Consider the following 16,018-nt stretch of genomic DNA (forward strand, 5'->3'; position numbering starts at 1 on the left):
TTTTTTTAATAGTGAGTGCCGCTTAGTTAGTATATTAGGAAATGTTTAATAAAAAGCCTGAGCGTATCTTTAGTTTCTATCTATACTGTTGATAAACGGGCTTATTTTTGAGTGTATTATGAATAATTATAGAGTAGATGATAAAGAGAACCTTCTTGCGCTTCTTTGTGAGGAGATAGAAAAGAGATTGATTGCTGAACAAGCAGAAGGTTTGATCGAATTTGCCAAGCTTTATTACTCATCAGCCTCGTTAATCGATCTGAATGAATGGAAGTTAGAAGATCTCTATGGATCAACATTAGCATGTTGGCAGTTCATTCAATGCCGTATAAGAGCGCAAGCTAAAGTCCGAGTTTTTAATCCAGATTATGAACAACATGGTTGGCAATCAACACATACCATCATTGAGGTATTACAAGAGGATATGCCGTTTGTTGTTGATTCTTTACGTATGGAGTTGAATCGAAGAAATTTAACCATACACGCTATTCACAATGCTGTGCTCACTATGAAAAGAGATGATAGCGGTGAGTTGATTGATGCATTTAATAAAGATGATTGTGCTAGCAACCTGCACTCTAAAAACACCCACCGTGAAACATTAGTATCAATCCAAGTGGACCGTCACACGGGAGCTGAAGAGTTAACCTCCTTAGAAAACGATCTTCTGAATGTGCTTGAAGATGTCACTATGGTGGTGGAAGACTTTACACCTATGTTGGAGCAGTGCGACCGGTTGAGTGCTCTTTTCTCAGAACCAGTGAATGGGTTTGAAGAGAGGATTTCTACTGAAGCACATGACTTTATTGTTTGGCTTAAAAGTCATTTCACATTCTTAGGTTATGATGAGTATCAGCTGGTTTCAAAAGAAGGTAAACAATTACTTGAAGCGGTACCCGGTAGTCAGTTAGGTTTGTTGAAGTTTTGTGATGAGCATTGCCGGTCAGCTTTGGTAAATCAAAACTCACGGGATGCAGATGGCTTTGTTCTAATTCCAGATATCCTGTCATTCACAAAATCTAACCATAAATCGACAGTTCATCGCCCGATCTATCCTGATTATATTAGTATTAAGCGTTATGACCGAGATGGGGTTTTAGTAGGTGAGAGCCGTTTTCTTGGTTTGTATACATCTAGCGTTTATATTCAAAGCTCGCGTCAAATCCCAATTATACGCCGTAAGGTCGATGCTATTATGGATAAGTCTGGGTTACATCGTCAGGGACATGATTGGAAAGAGCTGTTACAGATTTTAGAAATTCATCCAAGAGATGACCTATTTCAGGTGAGTGTTGATGATTTGTACCGTACAGTTGTTGGCATCTTGCAGATACATGAGCGTCGGCAGATTCGTCTATTTCTTCGAAGGGATTATTTCGGTCAATTTTATTCATGTCTTATCTATTCTCCAAGAGACATCTACAGCACTGAATTTAGACGAAAAGTTGAATCACTCTTATGTCGAGAACTTAGTTGCGATCAAGCTGATTTCACCACTTACTTTTCTGAATCTATCTTGACGCGAACGCAATTTATTTTGCGTGGTGAAGCTATCGCAGAAGAGGTTGATGAAGCAAAACTTGAGGCCCTGATAAGGCAAGCAGGGAGAAGCTGGTCTGAGGATCTACGTGATGCTTTAGTTGAAGCGCTTGGTGAGGAGAAGGGAACAGCTACCTATAACCTATATGGCGATTCATTCTCTACAAGCTATAGTTCAGATTTTATGCCACGTACTGCGGTAGTAGACCTGCAGCGTATAGCTAAACTTAATAATGAGAATCCGATACAGCTAAGTTTTTATAAGGCCTTTGAGCGGGGTGATGCAAACCTTAATTTTAAGCTTTTCTGTTTAGGTGCCTCATTGCCTCTTTCTGATGTTATTCCTGTACTGGAAAACTTTGGCCTAAGAGTGCTGGATGAACACCCTTATCAGATTGATGGGAAAACCCAACAGATCTGGATTCACGATTTCAGCCTGCAATATATAGGTAATGGAACCGTTTCACCTGATACATTGAAGCACTTCTTTGAAGAGGCTTTTTTACATGTGTGGACAGGAAAAGCTGCCAGTGATGAATTCAACCGTTTAGTCTTAGGTGGTGAAGTTAATTGGCGCGAAGTCTCTATGCTTAGAGCTTACGCTTCTTATATGAAGCAGATTGGCTTTCCTATTAGTCCTGAAGCAATAAGCAACACCTTAAACTCATATGTTGATATCGCGGCTAAGTTAGTCAAGCTATTTACCGCTCGTTTCGATCCTGAAAATCGAGGTGATGAGGAGGTATTAGAACAACAGCTACTCACGAGCTTAGATCAAGTAGTGAGTTTAAATGATGATAGGGTTATTCGAGAATATTTGGCCTTAATTAAGGCTACGTTACGGACAAATTATTATCAGGAAAAAGAGGGGGAATATAAGTGCTATTTCTCTTTTAAACTGGCCCCAGAGCAAATTCCTGATGTCCCGCTGCCAAGACCAAAATTTGAAATATTTGTTTTTTCACCTCAAGTTGAAGGGGTTCATTTACGAGGTGGTAAGGTCGCTCGCGGCGGATTGCGTTGGTCAGATCGTTTCGAGGATTATCGAACAGAGGTGTTAGGCTTAGTTAAAGCACAACAGGTTAAAAATGCAGTTATCGTACCGGTGGGCGCAAAAGGTGGCTTTGTTGCCAAGCAATTATCTGATGGAATGAGTCGAGATGCCTGGCTGGCGGAAGGTATCAGTTGTTATAAAACATTCATTAGTGGATTGCTTGATATCACCGATAACTTAATCGATGGTGAAGTTGTACCACCAGAATCAGTGGTTCGCCATGATGAAGATGATACCTATTTAGTGGTGGCTGCGGATAAAGGGACTGCTGCTTTTTCAGATATAGCGAATGAGATAGCGGAAAATTACGGTTTCTGGTTGGGTGATGCCTTTGCATCGGGTGGTAGCTTAGGTTATGACCATAAAAAGATGGGGATCACCGCGCGAGGTGCTTGGGTATCAGTAGAGCGCCATTTCCGTGAAATGGGTATCAATACTGATAAGCAAAATTTCACGGTGGTTGGCATTGGCGATATGTCAGGGGATGTATTTGGCAACGGTATGTTGTTGTCAAAACATATTCAGTTGGTGGCAGCGTTTAACCATCAGCATATATTTATAGATCCTCAGCCTGATGCCGGTAAAAGTTGGTTAGAGAGGCAGCGGCTTTTTGAATTGTCTCGTTCCTCTTGGTCTGATTATGATTCGTCCCTAATATCAAAAGGGGGTGGGATTTTTAGTCGGAGCAGTAAGTCCATAAAACTTACACCTGAGATACAAGCATTAACAGGAATAACTAGCGCAGCGGTTCCACCTAATGAATTAATCAGTGCTTTGTTAAAGGCACCGGTCGATCTGTTATGGAATGGCGGGATTGGTACTTATGTTAAAGCGACAACAGAGAGTGATGGGGATATAGGTGATAAGACAAACGATGCACTTAGGGTTAATGGTAATGAGCTTCGCTGTAAAGTTGTTGGTGAAGGCGGTAACTTAGGCTTAAGCCAACGGGCACGCATGGAATATGCCCTATCAGGAGGACGGGTTAATACGGACTTTATTGATAATGCGGGTGGCGTTGATTGTTCAGACCATGAGGTGAATATAAAAATTCTACTTAACCAGCTTGTTGATAATGGTGATATGACACGGAAGCAGCGCAACCTGCTATTGGCACAGATGACTGAAGATATTTCTGAATTAGTGTTGCAGAACAACTATCGGCAAGTACAAGCAATCTCTATGGCTGAATCGCGCTCATTAGACAATATGTCTGAATATCAGCGCTATATATCGAATATGGAAAGTGCTGGAAAGCTTAATCGTGCGCTTGAGTTTTTGCCTGATGATGAAGCTCTTAATGAACGTTTTAATATGAAACTTGGGTTTACACGTCCAGAGCTTTCTATTCTGATCTCTTACAGTAAGGCCGAGTTAAAACAAACCTTAAGTGTATCCAGTGTGCCTGATGATCCTTATTTATGTCATGAGCTTAATAGCGCTTTTCCTGAGTTGTTAGTGGAGCAGTTTCCAGAAGAATTAACAGCACACCGTTTAAGGCGTGAGATTATAGGGACGCAGATTGCGAATCATATGATCAATATGATGGGCATCAATTTTGTTGACCGTTTACGCATATCAACCGGCACTGATGATGCCTCAATTGCTCGCGCTTACATTCTCGCCAGGGATGTGTTTGATATAGAACCGCTGTGGCAGCAGATCGAGAAGCTAGATCATAAGGTAAGTAATGAAGTTCAAATCAAAATGATGCATGAGTTACAGCATTTAATCAGGAGAGCAACCCGTTGGTTTGTGCGTAATCGTCGTTTGGAATTAGACTGCAGTGTTGAGGTTGAACGCTTTAGAAGTGAATTGGTAAAAATATTAAATAAACAAGAAAAAATTCTCTCTGGTGACCCCTTAAAGCGTTGGGAAAGTTCAAAAGAGTATTATCAAGCAGAGGGCGTGCCTGTTAAGTTGGCCAAAATGGTATCGGGTGCACGTTTTCTATATTCATCGTTAGGAATTATTGAGGCAGCAGAGTTGACTGAGCTATCTACCGACAAAGTCGCTCAGATGTATTTTGGATTGGGGGAGAGGCTGGAATTAGACTGGCTTTCACAAAAATTAAATACACTTCGTGTTGATAATTATTGGCAGGCGCTCGCACGCGAAGCTTTTAGAGATGATCTTGATTGGCAGCAAAGGGCTATTGTCGCGATTGCTATTAAGGGGCAGCACTCAGGCTGTTCAGTGCAGCATGCAATTGACAAATGGTGTGCTGAAAATGAGTGGTTAGTGCAGCGTTGGGAAAATGTGTTGGTTGAGCTAAAGAGTGCAAAAAAACAAGAGTATGCAATGTACACAGTGGCTTTGAGGGAGCTTTTTGATTTAGCAAAAATCTGCCAATACAGTGCATAAAAATTTGAGCCAATGATGACAGGACTATAAGTTATGTTTTATTGTTGCGCTCTTTGTTTTATAGCTTTTGTTAAGTAGTTATGAAATCTATACTTGTTGACTTACATATCTCTGCTGATAAATATATTTTGATGTATCAAGGTGTTGCGCAAAACGTTTTTGCGCACGCACTTGATGGACGGAGCGTACAGTTTCCCGCCAAAATTTTAAAACCTTTTCTATTGAAAGATGGTGTGAAGGGCCGTTTTCGTATCACCTTTGATGATCAGGGCAAATATAAAGGGATAGATAAAATTAAGTAAAGATAGGTCTTATTCTTCTAATGAAACTATTGTTTTATAACTTTATGTTTTTATTATGAAAAAGCCTAACTTATCAATTTGATCAGCTTTGCCCTATGTTATTCTGATTACGCCTCGCCTATAATCGTGCAAATTTTGTTATTTGGTATCTGTATGTTGTATTCACTGACTCGATCTTTAATGTTTCAGCTTGATCCCGAACTTTCACACAACCTAGCCTTGCATTCAATGAATCTAGCGTCTGCATTAGGTGTGAATAAGTTACTGGGTGCTGAAAAATTATCTGATCCGGTTCAGGTTATGGGTATTAATTTTCCTAACCGTGTAGGGTTGGCTGCTGGATTAGATAAAAACGGCATTGCCGTTGATGGTATGGCAGCGATGGGTTTTGGTTTTGTTGAGGTCGGTACCGTAACGCCTCGTCCTCAGGATGGAAATCCCAAGCCTCGAATTTTTCGTTTACCTGAGCAAGGCGCAATTATTAATCGTATGGGCTTTAATAATGACGGTGTAGATAGATTGTTATCTAATCTAGATAAAAGTCGTTATAAAGGCGTACTGGGCATTAATATAGGTAAAAATAAAGATACGCCTAATGAAGATGCTAATGACGATTATCTTTATTGCTTACGTAAAGTTTATAATCGAGCAAGTTATATAACCGTTAATGTTTCTTCGCCGAATACTCCAGGGTTACGGACACTACAATACGGTGAGGCATTAAATAGTTTGTTAGATGCACTTAAATCTGAACAGGCAAAACTAGCGAAGTTTCATGATCGTTATGTGCCTATCGCCGTTAAAATTGCACCGGATATGACTGATGAGGAGCTAGTTTTAGTTGCGGCATCCCTAAAGTCTTATGAAATTGATGGGGTTATAGCAACGAATACGACCTTATCCCGTGACGGTGTTGAAGGGTTGTCATACGCGGATGAAGTTGGTGGCCTTTCTGGTGCGCCTTTGCGTAATAAATCGACTAAAGTGATTCGGACTCTCGCGAAAGAGTTAGATGGAGCGCTACCTATTATAGGTGTCGGTGGAATTACTGAAGGGTTTGATGCGGCAGAAAAGATAGAAGCGGGTGCAAGCCTAGTTCAAATATACAGTGGGTTTATCTACCGTGGACCTAAGTTAGTAACTGAATCGGTTCGTGCAATAGAGCAGATATCTGCATAAATTATTAGATATAACCCTCCATTATGAGGCTCCCTAGTAGGGAGCCTTTTTAAATAAGTTTAATGAAATGCTGGGTCGGCTTGTATTGCTGATACTCCATCCATGCCGCTCCAGTGAGCTTCTCGTCCCTGTCGCCAACCACTCATCCAGTGACTTCTAAGGTCTGATGTGTTGACCGGGCAGAGATCCCGGGATTTTCCATTTATGCCGGCTTGAAAGCCTCGGTTGAAAAGTGTGTTACTACGATCACGTTTTTGTCTCTTCATGTAGTTGAGCCTCTCTTGATGTTTTAGTTGTGAGAGCAGCGGTTCCTTGAGACATGGTATCCGCTTAAAATCTACCTAGTAGTTATTTGAAATTACATAGTAGACCTCTATTGATAACGGAAAAAACGCAAGAACGCGATTGAATATGTTTATCGAGCGTATAGACTTGATAGTACAACTTATTACGTGGATGCAAAAAAATGAGTGCATTCATCAAGTTAGTTAATGAATAAGCATTTGTGATTGGTAATGATTTTTTTTCATTGCAATCGCAAGTTGAATGAAATACTTACAGAGTAAATGATTGCTATGAAACTGTTTTTGACATGCCCTAAAGGCCTTGAGTTGCTGCTTGAGGAGGAGTTACACCAGCTCGGTGTTGAGGATACCAAGCAAACAGTGGCGGGTGTGCAGTGTCATGGTGATCTTGAAGATGCTTACCGCATCTGTCTTTGGTCGCGTTTAGCTAACCGTGTATTGATGCCTGTTTATCAAGGGGATGCTGAAACGACAGAAGATCTTTATGGTGCCGTCCAGCAAGTGAGTTGGTTGGATCATATGCGTAGTGAAGGCACTTTGTTGATCGATTTTACGGGGCAGACTCGCGCAATTAATAATACCCATTTTGGTGCGCTAAAGGTTAAAGACGCTATTGTGGATCAGATACGTGATTTGACGGGCGCGCGCCCTAGTGTCGATAAGGTTGCTCCGGACTTGCGTATTAACGTGCGTATGCATCGTGGCAAAGTGACGGTGGCAATTGATCTTTCAGGTGATAGTTTGCATCGTCGTGCCTATAGATTACAGGCGGGACAAGCGCCGATGAAGGAGAACTTAGCGGCGGCTGTTTTACTTCGAAGTGGTTGGCCTACGCGTATCGCTGACTTTGATCTCTTACTGGACCCCATGTGTGGTTCAGGGACGTTACTGATTGAAGCGGCAATGATGGCTGCTGATATTGCGCCGGGCTTGCAGCGGAAGCGTTATGGCTTTTCCCGCTGGACGGGTCATCAAAAAGGGATATGGGATGAACTGGTTGCGGAAGCGAATGGGCGAAAAGCTAAGGGTTTATCTCAATTAGAGATCAGCTTAGTGGGCCGCGATGAAGATAAATCTGTATTAAGGTCCGCCCGACAAAATGCGGAACGAGCTGGAGTTGCTGGATTTATCGATTTTGCGGCCTGTCGAGTGGAAGACCTTGAACGCGAACAGTTGCCTCAGGGGGTAGGGTTGTTAGTTACTAATCCGCCTTACGGGGAGCGCTTAGGTGAAACCCAGCAGTTAATGTTTCTCTATCGTCACTTGGGTGACAAGTTAAAAGAGCAGTTTGCTGGTTGGACTGCCGCTATTTTCACGTCTAATCCTGACCTGTGTAAGGTGATGGGGATGCGTGCAGATAAACAATATAAGTTGTTTAATGGTGCGTTAGAAAGTCGCCTGTTTGTTTACCCAATCTCCGAGCATCGACCAGAGCAAAGGGAGCGCGAAGAGGAGGAAGTGGTGCCGTTGAGTGGTGGTGCTCAAATGTTTGCAAATCGTTTATTAAAAAACAGAAAACAGTTAGCTAAATGGGTTAAGAAAGAGCAGATAGAGTGCTACCGGCTCTATGATGCGGATATGCCGGAATATTCGGTGGCGATCGATATTTATGGTGATGAAGTGCATGTTCAGGAATATGTTGCACCGAAAAAAATTGATCCAGTTAAAACCTTCTCACGATTACAGGAAGTGATGGCTGCGATCCCTGTTGCCTTAGATATCCCTGCTAATAAAGTGATTTTAAAGCAGCGTAAAAAGCAGCAAGGTTCAAATCAATATGAAAAACAGTCAGAGACTCATCGTTTTAAAGAGGTGAATGAGTACGGTTGTCGCTTATTAGTCAACCTACATGATTACCTTGATACGGGACTGTTTCTCGATCACCGCCCCATCCGCTATCGTATTCAGCAAGAATCAGCGGGTAAAGACGTTTTAAATCTGTTTTGTTATACCGGCACTGCATCAGTGCATGCTGCAAAAGGGGGCGCAAAAACGACGACCAGTATTGATATGTCTGCGACCTATCTAAATTGGGCAAAGCGCAATCTTGACCTTAACGGCTTTGATCAGGACGCGCATCAACAGGTGCAGGGTGATTGCCTTAAATGGCTGCGCATGCAGCGGCAGCCTGCTTATGATCTTATTTTTATGGACCCGCCTACCTTTTCGAATTCAAAGCGTATGGAGGGGGTGCTTGATGTGCAGCGAGATCATGTGGATATGGTTGATGCTGCAATGCGGTTATTGCGTAAAGAGGGTGTATTGTACTTTTCCAATAATTATAGACGCTTCAAAATAGATCACGATGCGTTAAGTGATTATGTTGTTGAAGATATAACTTACAGTACTTTAGATCCGGATTTTAAACGAAATCAGCGTATACATAGCTGCTTTAGAATTACTCATAAGCTGTAAGCTGTTTTTTAGTGCGATTGATCCTGTTTGGCATACTTAATGCTTTTAAATGGTGCATAAAAGCGTTGATTAATTGGCGACTAATGAGTTGGAAGCCCTGTGAAATAGGGGTTTTAGCTTATTTGGTCATAAATTCTATTCAATTAAAAGTATAAAAAAAATGCTGATCTTGCATTGTATTGGTGCTAGCTAACTTATAGCGCACAGGTGCGGTGCATTTGCCGGATAAAAAACAGGAGACTGTCAGTGGAAAACGTCAATAGCGCTGTAGAGACGCTAGTCCAAAGTTCGAATACTTTATTTATCTTAATGGGCGCGATCATGGTGTTTGCCATGCATGCGGGTTTTGCCTTTTTAGAGGTAGGAACGGTTCGTCATAAAAACCAAGTGAATGCGCTGGTTAAAATTTTGACTGACTTTGCTTTCTCGGCGATGGCCTATTTCTTTATCGGCTATTGGGTTGCTTACGGTGTTACCTTTTTCTCTCCTGCATCTGAGCTGGCAACAAATAACGGTTATGAGCTGGTTAAGTTCTTCTTTTTGATGACTTTTGCTGCGGCTATTCCTGCAATCGTCTCTGGTGGTATTGCAGAGCGCGCTAAATTTTGGCCTTTCTTGTTGGCATCTTCGTTGATTGTTGCGTTTGTCTATCCGTTTTTTGAAGGGGTTATTTGGAACGGTAATTTTGGTTTTCAGGATTGGCTAGAGGCTAGTTTTGGTGCTGCTTTCCATGATTTTGCTGGGTCTGTGGTCGTGCATGGTATGGGTGGCTGGTTAGCGCTTGTTGCTGTCGTGATGTTGGGTATACGTAATGGGCGTTACAAAGGCGGGCGTTTAGTGGCCTTTCCTCCATCGAATATCCCCTTTTTGGCCTTGGGTTCTTGGATTTTATGTATTGGTTGGTTTGGTTTTAATGTGATGTCGGCCCAGACAATGGATGGTATTTCAGGACTGGTTGCTGTAAATACCTTGATGGCTATGGTGGGTGGCATCATTACGGCTCTGATTTTTGGTCGGAATGACCCTGGTTTTATTCATAACGGCCCCTTGGCAGGCTTAGTTGCCGTTTGTGCTGGGTCTGATGTTCTGCATCCTATGGGTTCTTTGGTTGTAGGGGCGATTGCAGGGGTTATTTTTGTGGGTTTATTTACCATTCAGCAGAATAAGTGGAAGATTGATGATGTGCTGGGTGTATGGCCGCTTCATGGCGTTTGTGGTGCTTGGGGTGGTATCGCTGTCGGTATTTTGGGGTCTGAGTCGCTGGGAGGGCTAGGTGGTGTGAGTTTGACCTCTCAAGTGATTGGTACTGGGGCGGGTATTTTGGTTGCTGTTGTTGGTGGTGTTGTTGTTTATGGTGCTATTAAGTTGCTGTTAGGACTTCGGCTGACGCAAGAGGAAGAGTATAACGGTGCAGATTTGAGTATTCATAAGATTGAATCTACGTCTGATGCTTGAGTTGTGTGTGTCGTTCGCTGAGATGTGGTTAATTGGTCTAATTTAGAGTGGCACGTACTGTGTTGAATAAAAAACCGAGCCTAGGCTCGGTTTTTTTGTGTCATCATGATGCTTGTCTCTTTGCTTATCTGTGTCTTGGGTGATGTTGTGATACTAAATCATGTATCGCGTCTTTTGTCAGGGTTGTACTGGGTTTTCTATCGACAGCTTGGCTGTCCATATTGTTCGGCTAGAAAGCAGAGAAGGGTGGCTTGGTGAAGGTGCTGGTGGGTTTGTTGCTACGGGGTGAGCTCTTTTGTGCGTTCGGGTCTATGTGTTGGGGTAGGAGAGTGCGTTGGTTCTGTGTAGATAGTGTAGATACAAAAAAGCCGCATATATGCGGCTTTTGTTAAGTGGCTGTGCGCGTTAGGGTTTAGCCTGGGTATTTGCGCTGCACGGGGCCGGTATATAATTGGCGTGGGCGACCAATTTTGTTCGGGCTGCTGTGGAACTCGCTCCAGTGGGAGATCCAGCCGATTGTACGAGACAATGCGAAGATAACAGTGAACATGTTGGTTGGGATGCCAATCGCTTTTAAAATGATGCCAGAATAGAAGTCTACGTTTGGATAGAGTTTACGTTCTACAAAGTATTCATCTTCTAGGGCGATCTGCTCTAAGCGTTTGGCGATGCGTAGTAACGGATCGTTTTCGATACCGAGTTCTGCAAGTACTTCGTCACATGCTTTCTTCATAACTTTGGCGCGAGGGTCGAAGTTACGGTAAACACGGTGGCCGAAGCCCATTAGGCGGAACGGATCGTTCGGATCTTTCGCTTTAGCAACAAATTCTTCGATGTTAGATTCATCACCAATTTCTTCAAGCATTGTTAGTACGGCTTCGTTGGCACCGCCGTGAGCAGGCCCCCAAAGTGCTGCGATGCCTGATGCGATACATGCAAATGGGTTAGCACCGGATGAGCCAGCAAGGCGAACAGTAGACGTAGAGGCATTTTGCTCATGGTCTGCATGAAGTACGAAGATGCGATCCATTGCTTTTTCAAGGACAGGATTTACTTGGTACTCTTCGCAAGGTGTGCCAAACATCATTTGCAGGAAGTTGCCTGCATAGCTCAAGTCGTTACGTGGGTACATAAACGGCTGGCCATTCGAATATTTGAAACACATAGCTGCGATGGTTGGCATTTTTGCGATTAGGCGGTATGCACAAACTTCGCGATGGTGCTGATTATCGATATCAAGAGAATCGTGATAAAACGATGATAACGCGCCTACAACACCGCACATGATCGCCATTGGGTGGGCGTCGCGGCGGAAACCATTATAGAAATGGTTAAGTTGTTCGTGAACCATAGTATGGCTCTTGACCGTTTTAACAAAAGTCTCTTTTTGCTCAGGTGTTGGTAGTTCACCATTAAGAAGCAGGAAGCACACTTCCATGTAGTCAGATTTTTCTGCTAATTCATCAATTGGGTAGCCGCCGTGCAGAAGCACGCCTTTGCCGCCATCAATAAATGTAATGCTGGAGTCGCACGCTGCGGTAGATACAAAACCAGGATCGTAGGTAAACAAGCCTTTACCGGTCAGTGGACGGACATCAATTACATCAGGACCTAAAGTGCCGGAGTAAACTGGCAATTCAATAGTTCCTTCCATGCCATCGACCGTCAAATGTGCTTTCTTATCAGCCATTAAAAGGCTCCTATCATTATGTTTTAGTTCTATTCTGATTTACTGCTAACCAGATCTAAGAGTCTTGGCCCGATAAATTGGACCCCCACAATATAGAGTGTGAAAAAAGTTTGTCAATCCGATCAAGCGGGATAATTATCGCAATGCAGCAAATTGTAAGCGTTTTTAACAGGAAACGGGTTGTGACTGAATTATCATTTGGTTGTACGACTTTTTATATGCCTGTTTTTGCTAGACAAAAGGCGAAGGTTGCCGTGTTTGCATTGTAATATCGAGGTGAAATGCTTATACTCTCGCCCCGAAGTTTGTCTCTACATTGTACTTCTAGTGGAGTTGATATGTAGGTTTAAGCTTGTGGAGCGAGGTACTTATCTTCAACACTTCCGAGCAACCGAGCCCTGCAAAGGGGCCGCAAAGTGTGAACAAGAGCCGTGAATAAGAAAAGACCTGTAAACTTAGATCTTCGAACAATCAAACAGCCGCTTCCGGCGATTACTTCTATTCTGCATCGTGCAACAGGTGTGGCGCTATTTTTTGGTGCCGTGTTTGCGATCTATGCATTAGGGTTATCCTTGGAATCTGAAGCTGGCTTCAATGAAGCAGTTGATATGTTTGAAAATGGCTTCATTGCGAAGCTTATTGCGTGGGGAAGTGTATCAGCTCTGCTGTATCACTTCTTCGCGGGCATAAAACACCTGGTAATGGACTTTGGCTACTGTGAAGAATTAGACAGTGGTTTATTGGCAGCAAAAGTGACCTTAGGTCTAGCTGCAGCAGCAGTCCTCATTTCGGGAGTATGGATATGGTAACTAGTATTACTAGCTTTGGTCGTAGCGGCCTTTATGATTGGATGGTACAGCGTGTAACTGCTGTAATCCTAGCGTGCTACACCGTATTTATGATTGGTTATCTGGCGTTTGGCGCTGAATTGACTTACGACATGTGGACGGAGCTTTTTCAGTGTACAGCGATGCGTATCTTTACCCTGCTAACACTGTTGTCCTTTGCCGCACATGTTTGGATTGGTATGTGGTCAGTGTCTACTGATTATATTAAACCGACCGGTATGCGTTTTGTGTTTCAGTCTGTTACTGGCCTGCTGACGTTTGTATACGTTGCGTGGGGCATCCAGATTTTGTGGGGTATTTAAACTATGTCTAAACTACGTACGCTTACTTTCGACGCAATTGTTGTCGGTGGCGGTGGTGCAGGCATGCGTGCCGCACTTCAGCTTGCACAGAGTGGCTTGAACACTGCTTGTGTAACAAAAGTATTCCCAACGCGTTCTCACACTGTGTCTGCACAGGGTGGTATTACTTGTGCTATCGCAAGTAATGATCCAAATGATGATTGGCGTTGGCACATGTACGATACCGTTAAAGGTTCTGATTATATCGGTGACCAAGACGCGATCGAATATATGTGTTCTGTTGGCCCTCAGGCGGTATTTGAGTTAGACCATATGGGTCTGCCTTTTTCTCGTACTGAAACAGGTCGTATTTATCAGCGTCCATTCGGTGGTCAATCCAAAAATTTTGGTGAAGGTGGTCAGGCTGCTCGTACATGTGCTGCAGCAGACCGTACAGGTCATGCACTGCTTCATGCGCTTTATCAGGGCAATATGAAAGCAGGTACTACCTTTTTAAACGAATGGTATGCGGTTGATCTTGTTAAAAATGATGACGGTGCGGTTGTTGGTTGTATCGCTATCTGTATTGAAACAGGTGAAACTGTTTATATTAAGGCTAAAGCTACCGTTCTAGCGACCGGTGGTGCAGGCCGTATCTATTCTTCTACTACTAACGCTCTTATCAATACTGGTGACGGTATGGGTATGTCTCTGCGTGCAGGTGTTCCTGCCCAAGACATGGAGATGTGGCAGTTCCATCCAACCGGTATTGCGGGCGCAGGTGTGCTAGTAACTGAAGGTTGTCGTGGTGAAGGTGGGTACCTGATCAACAAAGACGGCGAGCGATTTATGGAGCGTTATGCACCAAATGCTAAAGATTTAGCAGGTCGTGATGTTGTTGCACGCTCCATGATTCTAGAAATTCTAGAAGGTCGTGGTTGTGGTGAAGATGGTGATCACGTTTACCTTAAAATGGATCACTTGGGTGAAGAGGTTCTTCATTCTCGTCTTCCTGGTATCTGTGAGTTGTCCAAAACGTTTGCGGCGACAGATCCTGTTGTTAAGCCAATTCCGGTTGTGCCAACTTGTCACTACCAGATGGGTGGTGTAGCTACCAATATCGGTGGTCAAGCAATTGCGCCGGATGCTGAGGGTAATGACCATATTGTTGACGGTCTTTATGCTTGTGGTGAAGTTGCATGTGTATCTGTGCATGGTGCAAACCGCCTAGGTGGTAACTCTCTACTTGATCTGGTTGTCTTTGGTCGTGCTGCTGGTATGCAGATCGAACAACAGATGCGCGATGGCTATGAAGTTAAGAATGCTACTGAAGAAAATATCGAAGAAGCTATGGCTCGTTTGAATCGCCTGAACAATTCAACAGGTGGTGAGAGTGTTGCTGATGTTCGTAAAGAACTACAGAGCACGATGCAGCTATACTTCGGTGTATTCCGTGATGGCGAAAGTATGCAGAAAGGTCTGAAGCTGCTTGAAGGAATTCGAGAGAAGATCAATAACTTGCATCTTGAAGATAAGAGTCAGGCATTTAATACGGCGCGTATTGAAGCACTTGAATTGGAAAACCTATTTGAAGTTGCTGAAGCTACAGCTATTGCTGCAGAGATCCGTAAAGAATCTCGTGGCGCGCATGCGCGTAACGATTATACTGAACGTGATGATGAGAACTGGCTGTGTCACTCGGTTTATTTCCCGGGTGAGAAAGAGGTTCGTAAGCGTGCAGTAAACTTTGCGCCTAAGACAATGGAACCATTCCCACCTAAAATTCGTACTTACTAAGGAGCTTCTATCATGTTGGTTAGTGTATATCGCTACAATCCTGAGACAGATGATGCTCCTTACATGCAGGATATCCATATCGATATTCCTGGTGGTAAGGACATCATGGTTCTTGATCTTTTGCAGTTGTTGAAAGATAAAGATCCATCAATGGCTTATCGTCGCTCATGCCGTGAAGGTGTGTGTGGTTCTGATGGTATGAACATGAATGGCGTTAATGGCCTTGCATGTATCACGCCGTTGTCTGCTGTTGTTAAAGATGACAAGTTGGTATTGCGCCCACTTCCAGGTCTTCCGGTTATTCGTGATTTGGTTGTTGATATGGGTCAGTTCTACAAAGCATATGAGAAGATCAAGCCTTTCTTGATCAACGATACACCACCGCCAGCAATCGAGCGCTTACAGTCGCCCGAAGATCGTGCTGAGCTGGATGGTTTGTATGAATGTATTCTTTGTGCCTGCTGTTCTACTGCTTGCCCATCTTTTTGGTGGAATCCAGATAAATTCATTGGTCCATCGGGTTTGCTTCAGGCATACCGCTTCTTGGCTGATAGCCGAGATACTGCGACCCGTGAACGTTTGGCTGATTTGGATGATCCGTTCAGCGTATTCCGCTGCCACGGTATCATGAACTGTGTTGCGGTTTGTCCTAAAGGGCTTAACCCAACTAAGGCAATCGGAAAAATCCGGAATATGTTGCTCTCTCAGGCGACTTAAGTCTAAGAAAACGGTGCCATTGGGCACCGTTTTTTTTGTTCAGACAAAAAAATAATATTTTTGTAAAAAAAT

11 protein-coding genes are annotated in these 16,018 nt (G+C 43.3%); 9 read left to right on the plus strand and 2 right to left on the minus strand.

Features of this window, described 5'->3' with window-relative positions:
- Positions 1-118 precede the first annotated feature (118 nt).
- From A3774_RS10530 to A3774_RS10540, 3 genes are all read left to right on the plus strand, one after another.
- A complete protein-coding gene (locus tag A3774_RS10530) occupies positions 119-4,957 on the plus strand; it encodes an NAD-glutamate dehydrogenase (protein WP_067866986.1) in 4,839 nt (1,612 codons plus the stop codon).
- Positions 4,958-5,037: 80 nt separating this feature from the next.
- The gene (locus A3774_RS10535) at positions 5,038-5,259 is read left to right on the plus strand and encodes a DUF2835 domain-containing protein (RefSeq protein WP_067866988.1); all 222 of its coding nucleotides are present in this window, start codon (positions 5,038-5,040) and stop codon (positions 5,257-5,259) included.
- Between the two features lie 153 nt (positions 5,260-5,412).
- Complete coding sequence (locus A3774_RS10540; protein ID WP_197468056.1) at positions 5,413-6,438, plus strand: quinone-dependent dihydroorotate dehydrogenase; 1,026 nt, start codon at positions 5,413-5,415, stop codon at positions 6,436-6,438.
- 59 nt (positions 6,439-6,497) lie between these two features.
- On the opposite strand, the gene rmf is transcribed toward A3774_RS10540, so the two are convergent.
- On the minus strand, positions 6,498-6,704 hold the full coding sequence (gene rmf, locus A3774_RS10545; RefSeq protein WP_067866990.1) for a ribosome modulation factor: 207 nt from the start codon (positions 6,702-6,704) through the stop codon (positions 6,498-6,500).
- 309 nt (positions 6,705-7,013) lie between these two features.
- Between rmf and rlmKL the strand changes: the two genes are divergently transcribed.
- Both rlmKL and A3774_RS10555 read left to right on the plus strand, forming a co-directional pair.
- A complete protein-coding gene (rlmKL, locus tag A3774_RS10550; RefSeq protein WP_082792418.1) occupies positions 7,014-9,158 on the plus strand; it encodes a bifunctional 23S rRNA (guanine(2069)-N(7))-methyltransferase RlmK/23S rRNA (guanine(2445)-N(2))-methyltransferase RlmL in 2,145 nt (714 codons plus the stop codon).
- Between the two features lie 246 nt (positions 9,159-9,404).
- Complete coding sequence (locus A3774_RS10555; RefSeq protein ID WP_067866994.1) at positions 9,405-10,613, plus strand: ammonium transporter; 1,209 nt, start codon at positions 9,405-9,407, stop codon at positions 10,611-10,613.
- A gap of 412 nt (positions 10,614-11,025) precedes the next feature.
- On the opposite strand, the gene gltA is transcribed toward A3774_RS10555, so the two are convergent.
- Positions 11,026-12,303 carry a citrate synthase gene (gene gltA / locus A3774_RS10560; RefSeq protein ID WP_067866996.1) on the minus strand — a complete coding sequence of 426 codons (1,278 nt, stop codon included), beginning with the start codon at positions 12,301-12,303 and terminating at the stop codon, positions 11,026-11,028.
- Positions 12,304-12,734: 431 nt separating this feature from the next.
- Here gltA and sdhC point away from each other — a divergent pair, with 431 nt between their 5' ends.
- Genes sdhC through A3774_RS10580 form a run of 4 tightly spaced genes read left to right on the plus strand, consistent with a single transcriptional unit; the run spans position 12,735 to position 15,946 of the window.
- A complete protein-coding gene (gene sdhC, locus A3774_RS10565; protein ID WP_067866998.1) occupies positions 12,735-13,112 on the plus strand; it encodes a succinate dehydrogenase, cytochrome b556 subunit in 378 nt (125 codons plus the stop codon).
- Positions 13,106-13,453 (plus strand): succinate dehydrogenase, hydrophobic membrane anchor protein, encoded by a 348-nt coding sequence (sdhD, locus tag A3774_RS10570; RefSeq protein ID WP_067867088.1) that lies wholly within the window; start codon positions 13,106-13,108, stop codon positions 13,451-13,453. Before sdhC ends, sdhD begins: the two co-directional genes overlap by 7 nt.
- 3 nt (positions 13,454-13,456) lie before the next feature.
- Positions 13,457-15,229: a succinate dehydrogenase flavoprotein subunit gene (gene sdhA, locus A3774_RS10575; RefSeq protein WP_067867000.1), complete on the plus strand. Its 1,773-nt coding sequence runs from the start codon at positions 13,457-13,459 to the stop codon at positions 15,227-15,229.
- A 12-nt stretch (positions 15,230-15,241) separates the two neighbouring features.
- Positions 15,242-15,946 (plus strand): succinate dehydrogenase iron-sulfur subunit, encoded by a 705-nt coding sequence (locus A3774_RS10580; RefSeq protein WP_067867002.1) that lies wholly within the window; start codon positions 15,242-15,244, stop codon positions 15,944-15,946.
- Positions 15,947-16,018: the final 72 nt, after the last annotated feature.

This window comes from Neptuniibacter marinus (genome assembly GCF_001597725.1).
In the GTDB taxonomy this organism is placed as follows: domain Bacteria; phylum Pseudomonadota; class Gammaproteobacteria; order Pseudomonadales; family Balneatricaceae; genus Neptuniibacter; species Neptuniibacter marinus.